Annotated in this window: 18 protein-coding genes and 1 tRNA gene; 14 read left to right on the forward strand and 5 right to left on the reverse strand. The window is 72.6% G+C overall.

Annotated features, from left to right (window positions below):
- Window positions 1-272: 272 nt before the first annotated feature.
- Both ACWDUZ_RS37335 and ACWDUZ_RS37340 read right to left on the reverse strand, forming a co-directional pair.
- Window positions 273-357: transfer RNA gene (locus tag ACWDUZ_RS37335), tRNA-Ser, on the reverse strand.
- A gap of 104 nt (window positions 358-461) precedes the next feature.
- Complete coding sequence (locus ACWDUZ_RS37340) at window positions 462-2,027, reverse strand: trypsin-like peptidase domain-containing protein (protein WP_451636278.1); 1,566 nt, start codon at window positions 2,025-2,027, stop codon at window positions 462-464.
- Window positions 2,028-2,283: 256 nt separating this feature from the next.
- On the opposite strand from ACWDUZ_RS37340, the gene ACWDUZ_RS37345 reads away from it, so the two are divergent.
- The 3 genes from ACWDUZ_RS37345 to ACWDUZ_RS37355 all read left to right on the forward strand — a co-directional run bounded on the left by ACWDUZ_RS37345 (window position 2,284) and on the right by ACWDUZ_RS37355 (window position 5,046).
- Entirely contained in the window at window positions 2,284-3,111 is an 828-nt protein-coding gene (locus ACWDUZ_RS37345) for a glycerophosphodiester phosphodiesterase (RefSeq protein ID WP_451636279.1), read from the forward strand.
- A gap of 223 nt (window positions 3,112-3,334) precedes the next feature.
- Window positions 3,335-3,895 carry an ATP-binding protein gene (locus ACWDUZ_RS37350; protein ID WP_451636280.1) on the forward strand — a complete coding sequence of 187 codons (561 nt, stop codon included), beginning with the start codon at window positions 3,335-3,337 and terminating at the stop codon, window positions 3,893-3,895.
- Window positions 3,896-4,080: 185 nt separating this feature from the next.
- The gene (locus ACWDUZ_RS37355) at window positions 4,081-5,046 is read left to right on the forward strand and encodes a DUF5926 family protein (RefSeq protein WP_451636281.1); all 966 of its coding nucleotides are present in this window, start codon (window positions 4,081-4,083) and stop codon (window positions 5,044-5,046) included.
- Window positions 5,047-5,340: 294 nt separating this feature from the next.
- Here ACWDUZ_RS37355 and ACWDUZ_RS37360 read toward each other — a convergent pair whose 3' ends face one another.
- Both ACWDUZ_RS37360 and ACWDUZ_RS37365 read right to left on the reverse strand, forming a co-directional pair.
- Window positions 5,341-5,916, reverse strand: coding sequence for a hypothetical protein (locus ACWDUZ_RS37360; protein WP_451636282.1), 576 nt, complete (start codon window positions 5,914-5,916; stop codon window positions 5,341-5,343).
- Between the two features lie 170 nt (window positions 5,917-6,086).
- Entirely contained in the window at window positions 6,087-6,788 is a 702-nt protein-coding gene (locus ACWDUZ_RS37365; RefSeq protein ID WP_451636283.1) for a bifunctional DNA primase/polymerase, read from the reverse strand.
- 616 nt (window positions 6,789-7,404) lie between these two features.
- Here ACWDUZ_RS37365 and ACWDUZ_RS37370 point away from each other — a divergent pair.
- The 4 genes from ACWDUZ_RS37370 (at window position 7,405) to ACWDUZ_RS37385 (ending at window position 13,560) form a co-directional block, all read left to right on the forward strand.
- On the forward strand, window positions 7,405-8,835 hold the full coding sequence (locus ACWDUZ_RS37370; RefSeq protein WP_451636284.1) for a PP2C family protein-serine/threonine phosphatase: 1,431 nt from the start codon (window positions 7,405-7,407) through the stop codon (window positions 8,833-8,835).
- Window positions 8,836-9,215: 380 nt separating this feature from the next.
- On the forward strand, window positions 9,216-10,679 hold the full coding sequence (locus tag ACWDUZ_RS37375) for an aminopeptidase P family protein (protein WP_451636285.1): 1,464 nt from the start codon (window positions 9,216-9,218) through the stop codon (window positions 10,677-10,679).
- Between the two features lie 63 nt (window positions 10,680-10,742).
- A complete protein-coding gene (gene pdxR / locus ACWDUZ_RS37380; RefSeq protein WP_451636286.1) occupies window positions 10,743-12,218 on the forward strand; it encodes a MocR-like pyridoxine biosynthesis transcription factor PdxR in 1,476 nt (491 codons plus the stop codon).
- A gap of 88 nt (window positions 12,219-12,306) precedes the next feature.
- Window positions 12,307-13,560 carry an MFS transporter gene (locus ACWDUZ_RS37385; protein ID WP_451636287.1) on the forward strand — a complete coding sequence of 418 codons (1,254 nt, stop codon included), beginning with the start codon at window positions 12,307-12,309 and terminating at the stop codon, window positions 13,558-13,560.
- Here the strand turns inward: ACWDUZ_RS37385 and ACWDUZ_RS37390 are convergent.
- On the reverse strand, window positions 13,523-13,966 hold the full coding sequence (locus tag ACWDUZ_RS37390; RefSeq protein ID WP_451636288.1) for an ATP-binding protein: 444 nt from the start codon (window positions 13,964-13,966) through the stop codon (window positions 13,523-13,525). The genes ACWDUZ_RS37385 and ACWDUZ_RS37390 overlap by 38 nt on opposite strands.
- A gap of 346 nt (window positions 13,967-14,312) precedes the next feature.
- Between ACWDUZ_RS37390 and ACWDUZ_RS37395 the strand changes: the two genes are divergently transcribed.
- The 7 genes from ACWDUZ_RS37395 (at window position 14,313) to pheA (ending at window position 21,823) form a co-directional block, all read left to right on the forward strand.
- Window positions 14,313-15,167, forward strand: a complete 855-nt coding sequence (locus tag ACWDUZ_RS37395; protein ID WP_451636289.1) for a hypothetical protein — start codon at window positions 14,313-14,315, stop codon at window positions 15,165-15,167.
- A 231-nt stretch (window positions 15,168-15,398) separates the two neighbouring features.
- The gene (locus ACWDUZ_RS37400) at window positions 15,399-16,142 is read left to right on the forward strand and encodes a YcnI family copper-binding membrane protein (RefSeq protein WP_451636290.1); all 744 of its coding nucleotides are present in this window, start codon (window positions 15,399-15,401) and stop codon (window positions 16,140-16,142) included.
- A gap of 90 nt (window positions 16,143-16,232) precedes the next feature.
- Complete coding sequence (locus ACWDUZ_RS37405; protein WP_451636291.1) at window positions 16,233-16,883, forward strand: SCO family protein; 651 nt, start codon at window positions 16,233-16,235, stop codon at window positions 16,881-16,883.
- A complete protein-coding gene (locus tag ACWDUZ_RS37410) occupies window positions 16,880-17,359 on the forward strand; it encodes a copper chaperone PCu(A)C (protein ID WP_451636292.1) in 480 nt (159 codons plus the stop codon). The genes ACWDUZ_RS37405 and ACWDUZ_RS37410 overlap by 4 nt, the downstream gene beginning before the upstream one ends.
- A 13-nt stretch (window positions 17,360-17,372) precedes the next feature.
- The gene (locus tag ACWDUZ_RS37415) at window positions 17,373-19,373 is read left to right on the forward strand and encodes a copper resistance CopC/CopD family protein (RefSeq protein WP_451636293.1); all 2,001 of its coding nucleotides are present in this window, start codon (window positions 17,373-17,375) and stop codon (window positions 19,371-19,373) included.
- 8 nt (window positions 19,374-19,381) lie between these two features.
- Window positions 19,382-20,770, forward strand: coding sequence for an iron uptake transporter deferrochelatase/peroxidase subunit (efeB, locus tag ACWDUZ_RS37420; protein ID WP_451636294.1), 1,389 nt, complete (start codon window positions 19,382-19,384; stop codon window positions 20,768-20,770).
- A gap of 120 nt (window positions 20,771-20,890) precedes the next feature.
- Window positions 20,891-21,823, forward strand: coding sequence for a prephenate dehydratase (pheA, locus tag ACWDUZ_RS37425; RefSeq protein ID WP_451636295.1), 933 nt, complete (start codon window positions 20,891-20,893; stop codon window positions 21,821-21,823).
- Window positions 21,824-22,062: the final 239 nt, after the last annotated feature.

A 22,062-nucleotide genomic window follows, 5' to 3' on the forward strand; every position in this document is an offset into this window, starting at 1 on the left:
CTGCAGCTACTCCTCGCGGTCTGGACCGGCGCCTGCCCCACGTGTCACCGCGACATGCCACAACCGATACCGACCTGACCAAGCACTACTAGTGCCGTGGTGTGGCCGGTTCGACCGGCACCGACCGACCTGCATGGTGCCACGGGTCACATGGTGTCCGTGACCAGCCCGTGCCCGATCGCGCGAGCAGCCACGGGTGAGCGGCGCCGAGCGGGCGCCGCTCAACGCAACGGCCCCTGACCGACTCAGTCGGTCAGGGGCCTTGAACTGTGCGGTGGGTGTGGGATTTGAACCCACGGTGGCTCGCGCCACGACGGTTTTCAAGACCGTTCCCTTAGGCCGCTCGGGCAACCCACCTCGCGCCTGCCTGGTCGGCGGTGGCGCGGGGACAAGAGTAACGGGTCGGCATGCGCGCGTGCGGGTCGGTTGTTCCGGGGAACGGCCCCGCGGCGGCGGGGAGGTCAGTTGTCGCCGACGCGGGAACCGAGGGTGACCTCGGTCGTGTGCTCCTTGCCGCCGCGCTTGTAGGTGATCTTGACGTGGTCGCCGGGCTTGTGGGTCCAGATCTCGCCGATGAGGGTGGGGCCCGAGTCGATCACCCGGTCGTCGAGCCGGGTGATGACGTCGCCGGGCTCGAGGCCTGCCTTGGCGGCGGGGCCGCCCGCCTCCACGGCGTCGGATCCGGCGGCGCCCTGGTCCGTGATCTTGGCGCCACTCATCGAGTCCTCCAGGGAGACGGACGCACCGATCTTGGCGTAGACCGGCTTGCCCGTCTTGATCAGCTGTTTGGCGACGTACTTGGCCTGGTTGATCGGGATGGCGAAGCCCAGGCCGATCGAACCGGACTGGCCGGAGCCGCCGAGTCCGCCGCCGCTGGAGGACTGGATCGCGGAGTTGATGCCGATGACCGCGCCGCGCGCGTCGAGGAGGGGGCCGCCGGAGTTGCCCGGGTTGATGGAGGCGTCCGTCTGCAGGGCGCTCATGTAGGACGCCTTGCTGTCGCCGCTGCCGTCGCTGGAGGCGACCGGGCGGTTCTTGGCACTGATGATGCCCGTCGTCACCGTGTTGGACAGGCCGAAGGGGGCGCCGATGGCGATCGTCTCGTCACCGACGGCCACCTTGTCGGAGTCGCCGAGGGCGAGCGGCTTGAGGTCCGACGGCGCGTTCTTGAGCTTGATGACCGCGACGTCGTAGCCCTGCGCGTGGCCGACGATCTCGGCGTCGTACTTCTTGCCGTCGGGGAAGGTGGCGGTGAGCCTGCCGCCGTCCACCGCGTCGGCCACCACGTGGTTGTTGGTGATGATGTGACCCTGGGTGTCGAACACGAAGCCGGTGCCGGTGCCGCCCTGGCCGTTGGTGCTCTCGGCCTCGATGGTGACGGTGCTCGGCAGCGCCCTGGCCGCCACGCCCGCGATCGAGTTCGGGTCGCGCTTGACCTGCGCGGCACCGGTGTCGGAGGCGGAGACCGTGGTGGAGGCGGTGTCGTCTTTCTTGGCGAGCGTGTAGCCGATGCCGCCACCCAGGCCGCCCGCGACCAGTGCGGCCACGAGCATCGCGGCGACCAGTCCGCCGCGACGGCCCTGGGGCCTGGGCGCCGGCTGCTGGTACGCCGAGCCCCAGCCGGAGCCTCCCGAGCCCCATCCGGAACCGCCGGAGCCGCCCGGGCCGCCCGCCGCGCCGTCACCGGCGCCGCCGCCCGCATAGGCGGGCGTGTGGGGCGGGGGCGGCGGCCAGGAGCCGTCGACGGGCGAGCCGCCGGCGTTCGCGGGACCGGTGGGTCCGTGGGGGTCGGCGCCGGGTGCGCCGGACGCCTGCGCTCCGGGAGCCGACGGGGCCGGCGTCACCGACGGGTACTGCGCGTCCGGGGTGGCGGGCGCGTGCGGCGCCGCACCGGAGGGCGCGTGCGGGGGCGTGGGTGCGCCGTCCTGGGGGGCGGCCGGCTGCGGGGAAGCTGCGGGAGATTCCACCGGCACGGGAGGTGCGGACGGGGCCGGGGGTACGGCGGTGCCCTCGTTCTCGGTGCTCACAGCTCTTCTCCTCGATCCACGGCTGTTGTTGTCGGTCGCACTCGGTCACGCGTCACGCCTGCCGGGGACCAGGCGTACTCAGGCTGTGCATGTGCATCTGTCTGTCGTCAGCTTTTCCCACGGGCCGTCAGAGCACCATAAGCGGTGCCTGTGGGTCCAGTAGCACTCCTCATATAGGTCATCTCACATGAAACGGACAAATTATCGACGCCCGATCGCTGTCACTCGTACCCCGCCGCAGTGGCACCATGACGCGGTGACCCACGTACGGCAGCACCACATCCAAGTCGTCGCCCACCGCGGAGCCTCCGAGGCCGCCCCGGAGCACACGCTGGCCGCCTACCGCAAGGCCATCGAGGACGGTGCGGACGCCCTCGAGTGTGACGTACGCCTGACCGCGGACGGGCACCTGGTGTGTGTGCACGACCGACGTGTCAACCGTACGTCGAACGGGCGCGGTGCGGTGTCCGCCCTGGAGCTCGCCGACCTGTCCGCGCTCGATTTCGGCGCCGGGCGGACCCGGGCCTTCTGGCGGGGCCGGGACGAGGAGCCGGACTGGGAGGTGCGGCCGGAGGATCCCGAGGACACCTCCGTGCTCACCCTGGAACGGCTGCTCGAACTCGTGGCCGACGCCGGGCGGCGGGTGGAACTGGCCATCGAGACCAAGCACCCCACCCGGTGGGCCGGGCAGGTCGAGGAGCGACTGCTGGTGCTCCTGAAACGGTTCGGCCTGGACGCCCCCGCCTCGGCGGAGGAGTCGCCGGTGCGTGTGATGAGCTTCTCGGCGCGCTCGCTGCACCGGGTGCGGGCCGCCTCGCCGACGCTGCCGACGGTCTACCTGATGCAGTTCGTCTCGCCCCGGCTCCGGGACGGGCGCCTGCCGGCGGGCATCCGTGTCGCCGGACCCTCGATCCGGATCGTGCGCGGCCACCCGGCCTACGTCGAGCGACTGAAGCGGGCGGGGCACCAGGTGCACGTATGGACCGTGAACGACCCCGAGGACGTCGATCTCTGTGTCGGCCTGGGCGTCGACGCCATCATCACCAACCGCCCGCGCGCGGTCCTGCAACAGCTCGGCCGCTGATCGGTCGCGGGCCTTGACCGGTATGGCCCGACGCAGCATCCTCCGTTTTCGGCCACGCCTAAGAAATCCAGCCACATACTGCTCTGTCATGACAGGGAGTGCTCCGGCGCGTTCGCTGTGTGCTCGATCGTTGCGAATGCGTCGCCGGACGTGGAATGGCCGGTTTCCGGTTCAGGCCGATGGGGCATCCACACCGTGGCGTGGGGCGAAGGAGGTCTCGGGGGTGGCGTTGGTGGTGGCACAGGAGGTGCCCACGTCGTCGAGCATGGCCGTACCCCATGGCCCTGCGGGCGTGGGGGAAGCCAGGCACCGGATGCGTGATCAGTTGCGCAGAGGTGGCGTGGCGGAATCGGTCATCGACGATGCCGTACTGGTCCTTTCCGAGCTTCTGAGCAATGCGTGCAAGCACGGTCGGCCGCTGGGCGGCGCGTCGGTCGGTGACGGCGACGTACGGGCCGCGTGGCGCGTGGACGTCTGCGGCCGGCTGGTCGTCGAGGTGACGGACGGCGGCGGCCCCACCCGGCCGGCCCCGGCCACTCCCTCGGTCACGGCACACGGCGGGCGCGGGCTGAACATCATCACGGCACTCTGCGACGACTGGGGCGTACGCGACGACATCCACGGCGAGGTCACGGTATGGGTGGTCGTCCACGACGACGTCCACGACCCCGACGCCGGCCGCGCCGGCCACCGTCGGGACGACTTCGCCACCCGCATCGCGGCCCCGGCGGTGGCGGCCCTGCCCGAGCTGGACTTCGCGGACGCCTTCGACGACCTGGACTGACGGCCCGCCCCGGTCGGGCCCGGCCGAGCGGCCCGGGCCCGGCGCTGTGCGGGGCCGCCCCTCGTTCGTACGGCTGTTCCTGCGTTGTCCACATGCGCCGCCTCGTCCACAGCTTCCCGTCGTCGAGGGTGTGAACGACTAGGCTCGCGCCCGTACGAGACGAGCCGTAACCGGGAGACACCCAGATGGCCAAGAAGCGACCCCAGACGAAGGCCAAGCGCCCGCAGCTCACGGACGGAGAGATCCCGGTGGTCGGCGCCCGCGAGCCGTGCCCCTGCGGCAGCGGCCGGCGCTACAAGGCCTGTCACGGCCGGGCCGCGGCGCACGCGGTGACCGAGCTGGTGCAGCGGCCGTTCGAGGGACTTTCCGGCGAGTGCGACTGGGTGGCACTGCGCGAGCTGGTTCCGGCCGCCACGGTCGAGCTGACGCTCCGCGAGGGCCTGCCCGAGGGCGTCCCGTCCATCACCCTGGCCACGGTCCTGCCGATGGCCTGGCCCGCGCTGCGCCGCGACGACGGTTCGGTGCTGCTCGGTCTGCAGAACGACACGGCGTCCGGTGACATCAGCCGGGACCTCGCCGACACCCTTCTGCGCGCCCTGGAGGCCGAGCCCGGCACCCCGGTGCAGGGGCGCCGCACCCCGGTCGAGGGCCCGCGGCTGCAGGACCTGCTGGACGCCGACGCCCTCTTCGAGCCGGTGGTGCACACGGGCTTCGAGTTCTGGGTCCCGGACGCGGAGAACGCGACACCGGAGGTCACCGCGTCCCTGGAACGGGCCAACGCCGCGGCCATCCCGACCGTTCGGCTGCAGGACGTCGACGCGGCGTACTGGTGCCAGACGCCGGAGAAGAACCACCTGCGCTGGGTCATGCCGCACCCGGAGGAACAACTGCTGGACGCCCTCGCCCGACTGCACACGGCGGGACGCTCCGACCTCGGTGAGGGCACCCGTCTGGTCGGTTCCTTCCGCGCCCACGGCCTCACGGTGCCCGTGTGGGACCTGCCCGGCGAGGTCGGCGCACAGGACGTGGAGAAGCCGGCCGCCGAGTTCGCCGAGCGGCTGGCCGCCGCGCTGGCCACGGACGCGCCGCTGACCCCCGAAGAGCGCCGCGCCCGCGGCGGCCTGACCAACCGGCAGGTCACGCTCAGCTGATCCGCCGGTCCACTGATCCGTCGGTCCGCCGGGTCACCGTCCACGGTGTCGGCTGACCGACCGGTCAGCCGCAACGCCGCACGCGGAACAGGTGACTCCAGTCGCAACTCCCATGCTGTGCAGGCGAGTCGGTGACCGGAAAGACGACCCGGAAGATGACTGGAAAGCCGGGATCGAATTTGCGAACGGCCGATCTCTTGTTACCGTTCCAGTAGCCCGGTTGCTGGTGCATCCCCCGTCGCCAGCAACCGGGTCTTTCCGTCCGCGCCGTCGCTCACCGTGTGCAGGCGGGTGTCAACCGCCTGTTCCCACCGGAGAGTTGCTCCCCGAACGCAGCAGCAGCGGACCACGCCCGCCGGGCCCGCCCCGGCGCTTCCCGCCGGCCTCGCCGTCCTGACTGGCCTCGCCGTCCCTGCCGGCGAACTCCGCGACGGCCGTGTAGGCGGACGGCAGTCCCCGGGTGCGCTTCCGGGGTGTCTCACACGTCCCCGGTTCGTCGTCGCCGTCCAGGGCGCAGTGCGTCTGTACGGTGCGGTCGCCGGGGCCCATGAAGGTCAGGGCGGCGTCCAGGGGTTCACCGCTCGCGTTGCGGTAGTAGGTGCGACCCCAGCTCTCGGCCCCCTCAGTCAGCACGCAGGTCTGCGCCTCGACACCCTCGGGCGAGGAGACCTCGGGGCCGCAGCGGGCGGCGGTCGCCAGGCCCAGGCCGAGCTGCACCGGGGTCGACCGGGGAAGGCGGGATTCCGCGGACAGCACCTTGTCGTCGCCGCGCGGCTCCGTCCGTGCCGCGGAGGACGCGCCCGCACGGCCCCGGTCACCGAACTCACCCGCGGACGCCACGGCCAGCGGCAGCGCGACGGCACACGCCACGACGGCCACGAGGGCGTAGAGACGAACGCGGTCGGGATCAAGCCGACCGCGCCACGCGGATCGTCCTCCAGGCCCGGTCCCCCGCCCGCTTCCCTGTTCCTCGGAGTGACGCAGCATGAAGGGAAGATAACGACCCCTTCGGGCATCCCGCCCCGGCGCGCCCGACACCCCTACAACTCGGGCGCGCTCACACCCTTACGAGTGAGGGCGTCCACCACGGCGTCCACCACGGCCTCCACATCCGGCACCCACGGCGACGCGGAGCCGGGCAGCGGGGCGCGCTCCCAGCGGATCTGCCCGGCACCGGTCTCGGAAGGGGGCAGGGCGAGGTATCCGCCCTCACCGTGGAAGCGGAGCGAGCCGGGCACGAAGTCCTTGGCGTTCAGCAGTTCGCCGAGCTGCTCCAGGGAGTAGGGCTTGACGAGGATCGACCAGCGCGTGGGCGAGGCCACGACCGGGCCGAGCCGCATGCCGACGCGGTCGAGGGCGACGAGGGCGCGGGCGGCGGCGAGGGCCGGCAGGCTCACCGCGCAGGGGGCCCTGCCCGCCCCGCCGGCGACGTCGCCCGAACGGGCAGTGCCGCCGGTGGCCAGGATGATCGGCGCGGTCGGCCGGTTGGTCCACCACCAGCGCACCATCCGGGCATCGGTGGTGGCTGCCAGGAGACCGGGGTCGAAGGGGTGTGCGCCGGGCACCGTGCACTCGGGGTCGGGGCAGCCGCAGCGGCCCGGGCGCCGCGGGTCCGATGCCACGCCCGGGAGTACGGGCCACCGCCACTGGGTCGCAAAGGTCAGAGCCGCGCTGATCGACTCAGGCCTCCCGTCGCTGCGCCGGGACAGGAGCCTGCGTCGCCTTCCGGGGATCTCGCGCATGAGCGCTCGTTCCTTTCCGTTGCACCGCTGGCAACACCGTGGGCCACATCACACCATGGGTCGATCACTTCACTGTGCGTACCTGTTGGCGCATCACGCCCCTGCCTTCAGGCGGGGGTACCCCTATGGGCCGAGCATTGGCTGCTTTCCGCGGCAGCCCCGTCCGTGCGTCTACCAGGAGCACGGGCGTGGCGTGGGGTGGCGGAGCATGGCGTTTTGCTGTCGCGCGTTCTGCTCTCCGCCGCCGTCACGCGAGGATGGGGCACGGTCGTCGGTGGCTAAGACGCCCGGGTCCATCACCAGGTTCCGGGTGAGTCTCAACCACCCCTGGCCTTCTCCGAGTACGTACCCATCACGACCGCTGTGACGCTCTGTGGAGCAGACCCAGTCGACCGCAGTAGACCGTTACCCGAGGCAGTTTCAAGCCAACTTGGTTGTTGCGCAAGGGGTCTGGAAAAGACCCGTCCGGGCTCCCTGACACCAGGAATCCCGGCAGGACAATGCTGGACATCCCATCACGAGTGCGTGTACATGTGGAGACACTGCTGGCGGCGCAGAAGACATGGGGGTTTGCGATGCTTTCGAGCAGTACGCGCCGGTCGGAAAGCCGGACGCCATGAACGCCCCTCACTCTTCGAAAGTGGCCGGAATCGATTCAACGGTTCCCGCTCCCGCACACACTGTCCCGCCGGCTCCGTCGGCCCCGGGCTCCTCTCCGGCCGCCCTCGCACAGAGCGTGCACTGCGCCCACACCCCGTACCCGCCGGGCGCCCTGCTGCAGGACCGGCTCGCCGGCTGGGTCTCCGACCTCACGACCCTGCACGAGCTGACCGAGCGGCTGGCCCGCACGGACCGACTCGAGGCCGCCCTGAAGGAACTGCTCCGCGCCGGTGCCGCCCTGGTGGGCGCCCGGCGCGGTCTCGTCGTCCTGGAACCGGACGACGGACTCGGCCCCCGCACCACCATCGGGCTGGGCCTGGCCCGTGCCGATCTCGGGCACATCGAAACCGTGCCGCGCGGCGCGATGCCGTACGACGCGCTCCTGGACACCGCCGCCGGACTGCCCGGCGGGTCCGGCGAGATCATGCGCCCCGACCTGTTCGCCGAGGACGGCCTCGACCCCCGCCACCGGGAGGTGGCCGCCCGCCTCGGCTACGCCGCCGGCTATGCGCTGCCCCTGTCCACCGAGGCCGCCGGCCGCCTCGGCGCCGCGCTGTGGCTCTACGACGAGCCCGCCGAGCCCGCCGAGCGCCCGCGCCACCTCGCCGGCCTGTACGTCCGCTTCGCCACCGAGCACCTGGCGCGCCTGCTCGACTGCGAGCGCACGCGCGCGTGCATGGCGACGATGTACGAGGGACTGCTGCCCAGCCGGCTGCCGCGCGTCCCCGGGGTGCAGCTCGCCGCCCGGCACCGCACCGGCCCGCGCGGGGGCGGCGACTGGTACGACGCGCTGCCGCTGCCCGAGGGCGCGCTCGGCCTCGCGGTCGGCTCGGTCACCGGGTCGGGCCCCGGCGCGGTCGCCGCGATGGGCCGGCTGCGTGCCTCCCTGCGGGCGTACGCGGTCATGGAGGGCGAGGACCCGGTCGCCGTCCTTTCCGACCTCGAACTGCTGCTGCGGCTGACCGAGCCCGCCCGCTCCGCCACCGCCCTGTTCGCCTACTGCGAGCCGGAACTGCGCCAGATCACCCTGGCCGGCGCCGGGCACAGCCCCCCGCTGCTGCTCGGCGGGCGGCGCACGGAGTTCGTGGAGACGTCCGTGTCCGCGCCGCTGGGCATGCTCGCCTGCTGGGAGGCGCCCAGCGTGGAGTTCCGGGTGGCCGCGGGCGAGACGGTGCTGCTCTACACCGACGGGCTGCTGCAACGCACCGGCGAGCCCGCCGACCGCGCCTTCGCCCGGCTGCACGCGGCGGCGGCGAGCGTCCCTCGCGCGGCGCGCCACGACGTGGGGGCGGTCGCCGACCACGTGCTGCGCACGGTCCTGCCGGACGACCTCGACAGGACCGACGGCGCGGAGGACGTGGCGCTGCTGGCGGCACGCTTCGACTAAAAGCTGTCCCGTGATACGCGGTGGATCAGCGCGCGGCGTCGGATGCCGGGGGCACCTCCCACGCCGTTCATGCAGTGGCGGAGCATCGCACGGCGGAGGGACGTCCGCCTGCCGGGCGTGTGCGGATGTTCCGACAACGCGGCGAGGTGCCGAGGGCGGCGTCGCGCGCCCGCCGGGGATCGCGGGGACAGCCCTCAGGGCCCGCGAGACCTCCACGGTGCGAGCGGGGCGCCCGGCGGCCGGGGCGGCGCTCCCGGCGGCCCGAGCAGTGCTCCCGGCGGTTCGGCCACCGCTCCCCGGTAAGAGGTGCTGCCGCCTCGGGCTCCTTCCGTACGACCGTACGATGGGGGTGGTCCAGTGCCGTACCTAGGAGGAAGACCGTGTCGGAGGAGCTCACCACCCCGGAGACCCCGGAGACCGAGTCCGAAGAGCCGATCAAGCAGCGCAAGAACGGCCTGTACCCGGGCGTGTCCGACGAGCTCGCCGAGAACATGAAGTCCGGCTGGGCCGACACCGAGCTGCGCGACCTGAAGCCGATCGAGCAGGCGGAGCACACCGCCCGCCGCCGCGCCGCCCTGTCCGCGCGCTTCCCCGGTGAGCGCCTGGTGGTCCCCGCGGGCAACCTGAAGACCCGCTCCAACGACACCGAGTACGCCTTCCGCTCCTCCGTCGAGTACGCCTACCTCACCGGCAACCAGACCGAGGACGGCGTCCTGGTCCTCGAGCCCACCGCGGACGGCCACCGGGCGACGCTCTACCTCCTGCCCCGTTCCGACCGGGAGAACGGCGAGTTCTGGCTCTCCGGTCAGGGCGAGCTGTGGGTCGGCCGCCGCCACTCCCTGACCGAGGCCGAGCAGCTGTACGGCATCCCGGCCTCCGACGTGCGCGAACTGCCGGAGAAGCTGAAGGAGGCCACCGGCCCGGTCCGCCTGGTGCGTGGCTACGACGCCGGCATCGAGGCGGCTCTGACCGACAAGGTCACCGCCGAGCGCGACGAGGAACTGCGCGTCTTCCTGTCCGAGGCCCGCCTGGTCAAGGACGAGTTCGAGGTCGGCGAGCTGCAGAAGGCCGTCGACTCCACCGTGCGCGGCTTCGAGGACGTGGTGAAGGTCCTCGACAAGGCCGAGGCGACCAGCGAGCGCTACATCGAGGGCACGTTCTTCCTCCGCGCGCGCGTGGAGGGCAACGACGTCGGCTACGGCACCATCGCCGCCGCCGGCCCGCACGCCTGCACACTGCACTGGGTCCGCAACGACGGCCCCGTCCGCTCCGGCGACCTGCTCCTGCTGGACGCGGGCGTGGAGACGCACACGTACTACACCGCCGACGTCACCCGTACCCTGCCGATCAGCGGCAGCTTCTCCGAGATCCAGAAGAAGATCTACGACGCCGTGTACGAGGCCCAGGAGGCCGGCATCGCGGCGGTGAAGCCGGGCGCCAAGTACCGCGACTTCCACGACGCCGCCCAGCGCGTGCTCACCGAGAGGCTCGTGGAGTGGGGCCTGGTCGAGGGCCCGGTGGAGCGGGTCCTCGAGCTCGGCCTGCAGCGCCGTTGGACCCTGCACGGCACCGGCCACATGCTCGGCATGGACGTCCACGACTGCGCCGCCGCGCGCACCGAGACCTACGTCGAAGGCACGCTGGAGCCGGGCATGGTCCTGACCGTCGAGCCGGGCCTGTACTTCCAGGCCGACGACCTGACCGTGCCGGCGGAGTACCGGGGCGTCGGGGTCCGCATCGAGGACGACATCCTGGTCACCGAGGGCGGCAACCGGAACCTGTCGGCGGGCCTGCCGCGCCGCTCCGACGAGGTCGAGGCCTGGATGGCGTCGCTGAAGGGCTGATACGAGAGTGAGGGCCGGGCACCACGGGAGGTGCCCGGCCATTCACATGTCCAGGGGGGTTTCGTGGACGGGCACACAGACGACTTCTGGTCCGGTGTCGGGGTCGACCTGCATCTGGAACCGGACGCGGCGGACGGCCGCCGGAACGGGCTCGAGCGGGCGCTCCGGGACGCCGTGCGGGACGGGCGGCTGGCGCCCGGGACCCGGCTGCCGGCGACCCGGCGGCTCGCCGCCGAGCTCGGCATCTCGCGGGGCACCGCGAAGGCGGCGTACGACCAGCTGGTCGCCGAGGGGTATCTGACCGCGCGGCAGGGCTCGGGCACCCATGTCGCCGCGCTGCCCGCCGTCGCCGCCGAGCAGCCCGGGGCGGCGGCACGCGCGCGTGCCCCCCGCTTCGATCTGCGGCCCGGCAGCCCGGACGTCGGGGCGTTCCCGGCGGCGGCCTGGCTGCGGGCGCTGCGCCGCGCCATCGCGACGGCGCCCTCCCTGGCGTACGACTACGGCGATCCGCGCGGCCGGATCGAGCTGCGCACCGCGCTGTCGGGCTATCTGGGACGGGCACGCGGGGTGATCGCACCGCCGGAGCGGATCGTGATCACCTCCGGGTACGTGCAGGGGCTGGCGCTGCTCACCCGCGTCCTGGACGGCGGCACGGTCGCCATGGAGGACCCAGGGCTGCCCTTCCACCGCGAGGTGGTGCGGCGCAACGGCTCGAACGTCACGCCGGTACGGGTCGACGACGGGGGCGCCCGCGCGCACGAACTGGGCGAGGAGAGCGCCGTGGTCGTCACGCCGGCGCACCAGTTCCCGACCGGTGTGACCCTGCATCCCGAGCGGCGGCGGTCACTGACCGACTGGGCACGCGCGCGTGGCGGGCTGATCGTCGAGGACGACTACGACGGCGAGTTCCGCTACGACCGCCAGCCCGTGGGCGCCCTCCAGGGCATGGCGCCGGGTCAGGTCGTGTACCTGGGCACCGCCTCCAAGACCCTCGGTCCCGCCCTGCGGCTGGGCTGGATGGTGCTGCCGCCGCACCTGGTGGACGCGGTGGCCGACGCCAAGCTGCACAGCGACCACCACACCGAGACCATCGGCCAGCTGGCGCTCGCCGAGCTCATCGACAGCCACGCCTACGACCGGCACGTGCGCGCCTGCCGACTGCGCTACCGGCGCCGCCGCGACCAGCTCCTGGACCGGCTGGGCTCCCGCCATCGGGTGCGCGGGATCGCCGCGGGGCTGCACGCCCTGATCGACGTGGCCGACGAGGACGAGGTGCTGGCCCGCGCGGAGGCGGAGGGGCTCGCGCTCGGCCGCCTGGGCGACCACTGGTACGGACCCGGCGACGGCGACCGCTCCGGCTCCGGCTCCGGCTCCGGCTCCGGCTCCGGCTCCGGCTCCGGCTCCGGCTCCGGCTCCGGTCATGGTGCCGGCACCGGTGCGGAGCGGCCGCAGGGGCTGGTCGTCGGCTACGGAACACCCCGGGAACGGGCGTACCCCGAGGCACTGGCCCTGCTGGCAGCGGTCCTTGACAGGGCGTGAGGTGGCCATCCGTCCGCGCGATTGGACCACTTGAACGGACAGTCATTGGGTCTGCCGAGAGGTCCAACCCGGCTCTAACGTCGTCAGTATGACGGTCTCCCTCGTTCCGCCTCCGGGACCGCAGCGGGTCCTGGCCCTCGCCCAGTTGACCAACTCGGTCGGCGACGGCGCCTATTACGTCACCTCCGCGCTGTACTTCACGCACGTCGTGGGACTGGCACCCGCGCGCGTGGGGCTCGGCCTGACCGTCGCCTGGGCGGTCGGCTCCCTCGTCGGGGTGCCCCTGGGGCGGGTCGCGGACCGCCGCGGGCCACGGGGTACGGCGGTGGCGCTGGCGCTGCTGACCGGACTGGCGGTGGCGGCCTTCCTCGTCGTGCGCGGATTCGTGCCCTTCGTGGCCGCCGCGTGCGCCTACGCCGCCGCCCAGTCCGGGCTCGCCGCGGCCCGGCAGGCGCTGCTGGCCGGCCTGGTGCCCCCGGCGGAGCGGACCGGGCTGCTCGCCCACCTCCAGTCGACGCTCAACGCGGGCCTGGCGGTCGGCGCGGGCCTCGGCGGGCTCGCCCTGAACACCGGCACACGAGCGGCCTACCTGGGCGTGTTCGCACTGGACGCGGCGAGCTTCCTGCTGTGCGCGGTCCTGCTGCTGCGGGTACCGCCGGTGCCCCCGCCCGCCCGGCACGCGCCTGCCCGCCTCGCGGTGCTGCGCGACCGCCCCTACGTCGCCCTGACGCTGCTGAACACGGTCCTGCTGCTGCGGATGCCGCTGCTCAGCCTCGGACTGCCGCTGTGGATCACCGAGCGGACCGGCGCCCCGGACTGGGTGGTGTCCGCGCTGTTCGTGCTGAACACCGGCGCGGTGATGCTCTTCCAGGTGCGCATGGCGCGCGGCATCACCTCACCCGCCTCGGCCACACGCGCGGTGCGGTGCGCCAGCTGGGTGATGCTCGCCGCCTGCGCGGTGTTCGCCCTGTCGGCGCGCGTGCCCGCGCAGGTGGCCGTGGCCGTCCTGGTGGCGGGGGCGGTGCTTCAGGTGGTGGCCGAGATGGGGCAGTCGGCGGGTGCCTGGCAGCTGTCCTTCGACCTGGCGCCGGCCGGGCGCACCGGCGAGTACCAGGGCTTCTTCGGCACCGGCGTCACCGTGGCCCGCACCCTCGGCCCGCTGGTGCTGACCTCGCTGCTGGTGCAGTGGGGCACGCCCGGCTGGCTGTTGCTGGGCGGCGCGACGGCGGCGGCCTCCTACGCGATGGGCCCCGTGGCGCGCCGGGCCGCGCGGCCGGAGGACCCTTCCCCGGGTGCCGGACTCGTCACACCGCCACCAGCGGTGCGCCGTGCCGCCACTTGAGGATCTTGTCGAAGCTCACCACCGCACCGCCCCGGCCCGGCTTGTCGCCGATGTGGACGTGGTCGGCGAGCTCCTGGATGAGGCACAAGCCGCGGCCGTGCTCGGACTCGGCGTGCGCGGCGCGGATCGGCGCCCGGCGGACGGCGGGAGAGAAGCCGGGACCCGCGTCGGCGACCTCGATACGGCACTTCTCGCCGTCGAGGTAGGCGGTGACGCGGTAGGCCTCGTCGCCGCCGTCCCCGCCGTGCTCCACGGCGTTCGCGCAGGCCTCGCTCAGCGCCACGGACAGGTCGTAGGAGATGTCGGGGTCGACGCCCGCGGTCTCCATCGTGCCGAGGAGCAGCCTCCGGGCGAGCGGCACGCTGGCAGCGTCACGCCGCAGATGGAGGGACCACCAGATGCTCATGCTCCAGCCTCCTGGCCGCGGCTCGACATACCGATACGTATTGCCCTTCGTGCCCGGCCGTAAGCACGGAGTTGACGCCGGACCGCTCGATCGGCGGATGCGGCGGGGGCGGAATCGGTGTATGCGGGGTCGGTCGACGGCCCGGAGCCGACCGGAAGACAGCCGGCGACTCGCCGCAAGACCGCGGGTGGGAAGGCGGACGGACCACCGGCAGAAGGCCTCCGGGAGGCCCCTGGAAGACACGGGACGCCGGGGCACCGAGGACAGAGGGTGACCAGACGGACCTACCGCATCTTGTGGACCTGCCGTACGCACCATGGCCGCCCAGTGGGATGATGAGCGCGCCATGTCTGCCGCCCCATCGCGCACGGCACACGCCGGACGCGATCTCCGGATGCTGCGGGCCGCGGTGTTCGCCGCGGTCTGCGTCGTGCTGGCCGCGGCCGGTCACACGCTGGCCTCCTGCGCCTCGGTGCCGCTGTGGACGCTGGGCGCGGGCTTCCTGGGGACCCTCCTCGTGGCGGTACCGCTCGCCGGCCGGGCGCGCTCGCTGCCGGGGATCGCGGCCCTGCTCACGGTCGGGCAGACCGTGCTGCACACGCTGTTCGGGCTGGGGCAGCACGGCACGGCGGGCATGGGACCGTCCGGATCGACGCTCCTGGGGTCGCTGTCCTCGGGGTCGCCGCAGGCCGTCCCCGACGCGGCACTCGTGGAACAGGCCGCACGGTACCTGTGCGGCACGGGCCCGGCCGGGATCACCCCGGCCCGCGCGCACCGGATCCTCGTGGACGCGCATCTCTACGCCGGGCCCGCCCCCGGTACCTCCGCAGGGCACCACCCGGCGGACGCCCTGTCCGCCTCCGGTTCGGTCGTCTCGCTGCTGCCGTCCCTGCCCATGCTGCTCGGTCACCTGCTCGCCGGACTCGTCGCGGGCTGGCTGCTGCGCCGCGGCGACCTCGCCGTGCTGCGGCTGATCGAGCTGTCGGCGCACGGAGTCGCCGAGCGCGCAGTCGTACGCGCCCTGCGCGGGGCGCTCGCGCTGGTGCGCGCCTTGTACACGGGGCTGCCCACGACGCCCGCGGCCGGCATGCGCTACGCGCGCGCCTCCGACACCCCGGTCGCCGCACCGCGCTCCGCCGCTCTCCAGCACACGGTGATCCGCCGCGGCCCGCCGGCCGCCGCCCTCGCCCTCGCGGCCTGACACGGCGCGACCAGCACCCACAGGACACCGGACCGCCATCGAGCGGGTTCCGCCGGAGGGAGCGGCCGCCGTCGTGCGGCCCGCGCGCGGCCCGTTTCCCGGGGACTCCGCCCCACGCACCGGCGGTCACCCCTGCGTACGGGCCTCCCTCTTCACCACCGGCACGCACCGGCATTCGCCGGACCGCGTCCGGTGTCCACCGGAACCCACAGGAAGCGGAGTGCACCTGTCGTGAAGGCCACCAGCCGCAAGACCACTCGCCTCGCCACCGTCGGCGCCCTCGCGGGTACGGCCGTCCTCGCCCTGTCCGTCCCCGCGTTCGCACATGTCTCCGTGCAGCCCGAGGGCACGGCCGCCAAGGGCGGCTACGCCGTCGTCGACTTCAAGGTCCCCAACGAGCGCGACGACGCCTCCACCACCAAGGTGGAGGTCAACCTCCCGACCGACCATCCGCTGGCCTCGGTGATGCCGGAGCCGATCGACGGCTGGAAGATCGACGTCACCAAGTCCAAGCTGGCCAAGCCGATCGAGATGCACGGCGAGAAGATCTCCGAGGCCGTCACCAAGGTCACCTGGACCGCCGACGGCGACGGCATCGAGCCGGGCTACTTCCAGAAGTTCCCGCTCTCCATCGGCCGGCTCCCCGAGGACACCGACCAGCTCGTGTTCAAGGCGCTCCAGACGTACTCCGACAAGGAGATCGTCCGCTGGATCGAGGTGCCGCAGAAGGGGCAGCCCGAGCCCGACAACCCGGCGCCGGTGCTTCAGCTGGCCGCCGCCTCGGACGACGACGCGCAGGGAGCGACCGCGCAGAACGCCGCCGACGACTCCGCGCCCACCGCACAGAACACCACCGCGGCGGCGAAGAGCGGCAGTGACACCACCGCCCGCGTCCTCGGCGTCGTGGGCATCGTGATCGGCGCGGCGGGCGTGGCGTACGGCGTGTTCGCCGGCCGTCGTCGCACCACCGCCTGACCTGCTCGTCCGTGCCGCGCACCGGGGCCGAGCCGCACTCGCGCACGACCCCGGTGCGCGCCGGAGATCTCACATCTGGGACATTTCTCTATGCGTAAGAAGACGTTCGCCGCGGCAGCGCTGCTCGCCGCCGCCACACTCACCCTCTCCGCCTGCGGCAGCGGCGACGACAGCTCCAAGGCCGCCACCGTCGTCTCCGAGGAGACCTCGCACAAGCCCGCCACGGTCCTCGACCAGCCGTTCGACAAGCCGGATCTGGTACTGACCGACACACACGGCAAGAAGTACGACCTGCGCAAGGAGACCGCGGGCCGGCCCACTCTGCTGTACTTCGGCTACACCCACTGCCCCGACATCTGCCCGCTGACCATGAACAACCTGGCGGTCGCCAAGAAAGCGCTGCCCAAGGCCGAACAGGACAAGCTGCGGGTCGTGTTCGTCACCACCGACCCGGGCCGCGACACCCCGGCCGAGCTCGCCACCTGGCTGAAGGGCATCGACGCCCAGTTCATCGGCCTGACCGGCGACTTCGCCACCATCCAGGCCGGGGCGCGCAGCATCGGCATCAGCATCGAACCGACGAAGAAGGACAAGAACGGCAAGCTCGTCTCGGTGCACGGCACCCAGGTGATGGCCTTCTCGCCCAAGACCGACCGGGGCTATGTGATCTACGGCGAGGACGCCACCGTCGACGACTACACCAAGGACCTTCCCAAGCTCATCAAGGGGGAGAACCCGTGAGGCGCCCGGCTGCCGCGGCCCCCTTCGTCATCGGAACCGTTCTGACCGGAACGCTCCTGCTGGCCGGGTGCGGCGGTTCGGCGTCCGCCGAGTCCGGCGGCAGGGCCGAGCTGTCCGTCAACTCCTCCTACATGCCCCAGCCGGTCTCGGACTCGATGGCGGCCGGATTCCTGACGATCGTCAACAACGGCGACGCCGAGGACGAGCTGACCTCGGTCACCAGCGACGATGCCGGCGATGTCACCGTGCACGAGACCGTCGGCGGGGCGATGCGCCAGGTGGACCGTCTCGCCGTCCCCGCACACGGCCGGCTCGTGTTCCGCAGCGGCGGCAACCACCTGATGTTCGACGAACTCAAGCACAGGCCGAAGCAGGGGCAGACGGTCACGGTCGACCTGCATTTCGCCAGATCCGGCGACCTCGAGGTCGAGATGCCGGTCAAGTCCGCCACGTACAACCCCACGACCGGACACTGACGAAGGGATCACCTTGACGCAGACCACCGCCCCCCGCGTCCGGACCCTGGTGCTGCTGCTCCTCGCCGTCACCGGCATGCTCCTCGCCGGCGCCGGACCGGCCTCCGCGCACGCCGCGCTGACCGGCAGCGACCCCCAGCAGGGGGTGGTGGTCGACAAGGCACCCACCCAGGTCTCGCTGACCTTCTCCGAGAAGGTCGCCCTGAACGACGACTCACTGCGCGTCCTCGACCCCAAGGGCGAGCGCGTCGACACCGGGGACCCCTCCGACGTCAGCGGCACCACCTACGCCGTCCGGCTGCACGCCGGGCTGCCGGACGGCACCTACACCGTCGCCTACCAGGTGGTCTCCGCCGACAGCCACCCCGTCGGCGGCGCCTTCACCTTCTCCATCGGCGCGCCCTCCAAGACCTCGGTCGCGACCGGCGGCCAAGAGGTGGGCGGCGGTGTCATCGGCCTGCTGTACGGACTGGGCCGCTATGTGTCGTACGCCGGCTTCATCGTCCTGGCCGGCGGCGCCGCCTTCGTCCTGGCCTGCTGGCAGCGCGGAGCCGGGGTGCGGGTCCTGCAACGGCTCGTCGTCTCCGGCTGGGTGGCGCTCACCGCGGCCACGCTCGCACTGCTGCTCCTGCGCGGCTCCTACACCACCTCCGGGAAAGTCGCGGACGTCTTCGACCTGGACCTGCTCGGGCAGGTGCTCCAGACCAAGACCGGCGCCGCCCTCGTCTCCCGGCTGCTGCTGCTCGCCGCCGCGGCCCTGTTCGTGGCGGTGCTCTTCGGGGCCTACGAGAAGCGGGAGGACGAGGAGAAGCGCGATCTGACCTTCGGGCTCGGGATCGGCGGCACCGTGGTCGCGGCCGGACTCGCGGCGAGCTGGGCGATGGCCGAGCACGCCTCGGTCGGCCTGCAGCCGGGCATCGCGATGCCGGTCGACGTCGTCCATCTGCTGGCCGTGGCCGCCTGGCTCGGCGGGCTCGTCGCGCTCCTGGTCGCGCTGTACCGGGCGCCCGCGGACACCCCGGTCGGGGTCTCGGCCGTACGCCGCTTCTCCCGCATCGCCTTCGGGTCCGTGCTCACGCTGGTCGCCACCGGCACCTACCAGGCCTGGCGCCAGGTCGGCACCTGGTCCGCACTGACCGGCACCCGCTACGGGCAACTGCTCCTGGCCAAGATCGGACTCGTGCTGCTGCTGGTCGTGCTCGGCTGGTTCTCCCGTCGCTGGACGGGACAGCTGGCGCAGACGGCGGCCGCGACCGGTGCCGCGGCGGGGGCAAAGGGACGTACGGACCCTGCCGTGGAGGAGACGCGGCGGACGGAGCGGAAGGAGACCGCGGCCGTACGCAAGGGCGCGACGGGCGCGGCAACCTCCGCCGACGGCGACTCCGCGGGAGCAAGTTCCGCCGGCACCGCCTCCGGCGGCGACTTCCGGCGGGCCGCCCAGCTCGCGCGGCAGCGGGCTGCCATGGACGCGGCCCGGCTGAAGCGGCTGCGCGACGCCGACCCCCACCGGTTCGGGCTGCGCCGCTCCGTGCTGATGGAGGCAGGTGTCGCCGTCGTGCTGCTCGCCGTCACCACCGTGCTGACCCAGACCGAACCCGGCCGTACGGAGGAGGAGGCCAAGGCGGCCACGACCTCCTCGGCGGCTTCCTCGAACTCCTCCTCGTCCTCCGCCGGGGCTGTCACCCTCGACATGCCGTTCGACACCGGCGGCCGCAACGGCAAGGGCGTCGTCCGGCTCGACCTCGACCCCGCGCGGGTGGGCGGCAACGAACTGCACGTCTACGTCCAGCGACCCGACGGGAAGGCCTTCGACATCCCCGAGATCAAAATCGCCTTCACGCTGGCCGCGAAGAAGATCGGGCCGCTGCCGGTGGCCCCCGACCACATCACCACCGGGCACTGGGCGGCGAGCGGAGTGCAGATTCCCATGGCCGGCGACTGGAAGGTCGCCGTGACCGTGCGGACCTCCGACATCGACCAGGTGACCGTCACCAAGAACGCGCAGATCGGCTGAGCACCACCATGACCGACCAGTCCAGCCCGAAGACCGACCCCGAGACCGCGAAGACCGGCAAGGCCGGCAAGGCCGCCACACCCAGGGCCTCGAAGGCCGGAAGCAAGGCCGCCAAGGCCATGTCCGAGCCGGCCGTCCCCCACGTGCCCCGGCCGTCCGCCTCCGAGGAGAACAGCTCGCCCGCGGCGGGTGTGTCACGCCGACGGCTGCTCGGCACCGCCGGTGCGACCGGACTCGTCCTCGGCGCGACGGGCGCGGCCGCGGGGTACGCGGCGGCACCCGCCGCGGCCACCCCGCTGACCTCGCTCGGCGCGAATCGGGCGATGTTTCACGGGAAACATCAGCCCGGCATCACCGACGCCCTCCAGGCCCGCGGCCACCTCGCCGCCTTCGACCTGGCGGCCGGTGCGGGCCGCACCGAGGCTGCGGCGCTGCTGCGCCGCTGGTCGGCCACGGCCGAGCGGCTGATGGCGGGCGAACCGGCCACGCACGACGACACCGACGTCGCCCGGGACGCCGGCCCCTCCTCGCTCACCATCACCTTCGGCTTCGGCCACAGCTTCTTCGACCGCACGGGCCTGGAGAAACAGCGGCCGGCCGCCCTCGACCCGCTGCCCGACTTCTCCTCCGACCGCCTCGACAAGACCCGCAGCAACGGCGACCTGTGGGTGCAGATCGGCGCCGACGACGCACTGGTCGCCTTCCACGCCCTGCGCGCGATCCAGAAGGACGCGGGCAGCGCCGCCCGGCTCCGCTGGCAGATGAACGGCTTCAACCGCTCCCCGGGCGCCACCGCGCACCCGATGACGGCCCGCAATCTGATGGGCCAGGTGGACGGGACCCGCAACCCCCAGCCGTCCGACGCCGACTTCGACCAGCGGATCTTCGTCCCCGCGAACGGCGAGCCGGCCTGGATGGCGAACGGCTCCTACGCCGTCGTACGTCGCATCCGCATGCTCCTGGACGACTGGGAGAAGCTCTCGCTCGTCCAGCAGGAGAACGTCATCGGACGCCGCAAGTCCGACGGCGCGCCGCTGAGCGGGGGCACCGAGACCACCGCCATGGACCTGGAGAAGGCGGGCAAGGACGGCTCCTACGTCGTCCCGGTCAACGCCCACGCCCGCATCACCCGGCCCGACCAGAACGGCGGTGCCGCCATGCTCCGGCGCCCGTTCTCCTACCACGAGGGCTTCGACGTCGACGGCACCCCGGACGCCGGCCTGCTCTTCATCTGCTGGCAGGCGGACCCGCTGCGGGGTTTCGTGCCCGTGCAGCGCAAGCTGGACCGCGGTGACGCGCTGTCGCAGTTCATCCGGCACGAGGCGAGCGGCCTGTTCGCCGTCCCGGGCGGGGCGGCCAAGGGCGAGTACGTGGGGCAGCCGCTGCTGGAGGGGTGACACGGCCGCCCGGTGAGGATGAGGGCCGCCCTCCACAGGACGGGCTCGGTGGGTCACCCCTGGGAGGGGCGCAGATGAGACACATGGGCCGAGACCGGTCGAGGCCATTAGGGTGAGGACATGCCAGCGAGCTATGCGTATCTCGGCCCCGAGGGCACCTTCACCGAGGTGGCCCTGCGCACGCTTCCCGAGGCGGCCACCCGGGAGTTGGTCCCCTACGTGTCCGTGCAGTCCGCCCTGGACGCGGTCCGCACCGGTGACGCCGAGGCCGCGTTCGTGCCGATCGAGAACTCCGTCGAAGGTGGCATCACCACGACACTCGACGAGCTGGTCGCGGGCCAGCCGCTGATGATCTACCGCGAGGTGCTGCTGTCGATCACCTTCGCGCTGCTCGTCCGGCCCGGCACCAAGCTGTCCGACATCAAGACCGTCACCGCCCACCCGGCCGCCCAGCCGCAGGTGCGCAACTGGCTGAGGACGAACCTGCCGGACGCCGTGTGGGAGTCCGCCGCCTCGAACGCGGACGGTGCGCGCCTGGTCCAGGAGGGCCGCTACGACGCCGCCTTCGCCGGCGAGTTCGCGGCCGAACGGTACGGGCTGGAGCCACTCGAGACCAGCATCCACGACGCGGAGAACGCGCAGACCCGGTTCGTGCTGGTCGGCCGGCCCGCCCGGCCCGCCGCGCCCACCGGAGCGGACAAGACCTCCGTGGTCCTGTGGCAGCGCGACGACCACCCCGGCGCGCTGCGCGACCTGCTGGGCGAGTTCGCCTCCCGCGGCATCAACCTCATGCTGCTCCAGTCCCGGCCGACCGGCGCCGGCATCGGCAACTACTGCTTCTGCGTCGACGCCGAGGGCCACATCAGCGACCGCCGGATGGCGGAGGCCCTGATGGGCCTGAAGCGAATCTGCCTTCAGGTGCGCTTCCTCGGCTCGTATCCGCGTGCGGACATCGGGGTGGCGGACGTACGGCCGCCGTCCACGGGGACGTCGGACGAGGCATTCACGTCCGCGGCGGACTGGGTGGCGCGCTGCCAGGACGGCCGTTTCTAGTGCTGTGGCCGGAAAGCTCGCGGCGTCCGGTGCGGTACATCGCAAGGCGGAGCATCATCCGTGTACTGGATGTACTCGGGTGATGCGACAACGCGGCGAGGTGCCGCACCGGGCGTCGCGAGCCGGTGAACCTTTCCGGTCACAGCACTAGTAGTGCTTGGTCAGGTCGGTATCGGTTGTGGCATGTCGCGGTGACACGTGGGGCAGGCGCCGGTCCAGACCGCGAGGAGTAGCTGCAG

The sequence above is a fragment of the Streptomyces sp. NPDC003393 genome, from assembly GCF_053589015.1.

What these genes read in the sequence shown, in the direction of transcription:
- ACWDUZ_RS37370 (WP_451636284.1), top strand. Translation starts at nt 7,405, where the DNA reads ATGAACGCCCCTCACTCTTCGAAAGTGGCCGGAATCGATTCAACGGTT.
- ACWDUZ_RS37405 (WP_451636291.1), top strand. Translation starts at nt 16,233, where the DNA reads ATGCGTAAGAAGACGTTCGCCGCGGCAGCGCTGCTCGCCGCCGCCACA.
- pheA (WP_451636295.1), top strand. Translation starts at nt 20,891, where the DNA reads ATGCCAGCGAGCTATGCGTATCTCGGCCCCGAGGGCACCTTCACCGAG.
- ACWDUZ_RS37395 (WP_451636289.1), top strand. Translation starts at nt 14,313, where the DNA reads ATGTCTGCCGCCCCATCGCGCACGGCACACGCCGGACGCGATCTCCGG.
- efeB (WP_451636294.1), top strand. Translation starts at nt 19,382, where the DNA reads ATGACCGACCAGTCCAGCCCGAAGACCGACCCCGAGACCGCGAAGACC.
- ACWDUZ_RS37385 (WP_451636287.1), top strand. Translation starts at nt 12,307, where the DNA reads ATGACGGTCTCCCTCGTTCCGCCTCCGGGACCGCAGCGGGTCCTGGCC.
- ACWDUZ_RS37355 (WP_451636281.1), top strand. Translation starts at nt 4,081, where the DNA reads ATGGCCAAGAAGCGACCCCAGACGAAGGCCAAGCGCCCGCAGCTCACG.
- ACWDUZ_RS37390 (WP_451636288.1), bottom strand. Translation starts at nt 13,966, where the DNA reads ATGAGCATCTGGTGGTCCCTCCATCTGCGGCGTGACGCTGCCAGCGTG.
- ACWDUZ_RS37365 (WP_451636283.1), bottom strand. Translation starts at nt 6,788, where the DNA reads ATGCGCGAGATCCCCGGAAGGCGACGCAGGCTCCTGTCCCGGCGCAGC.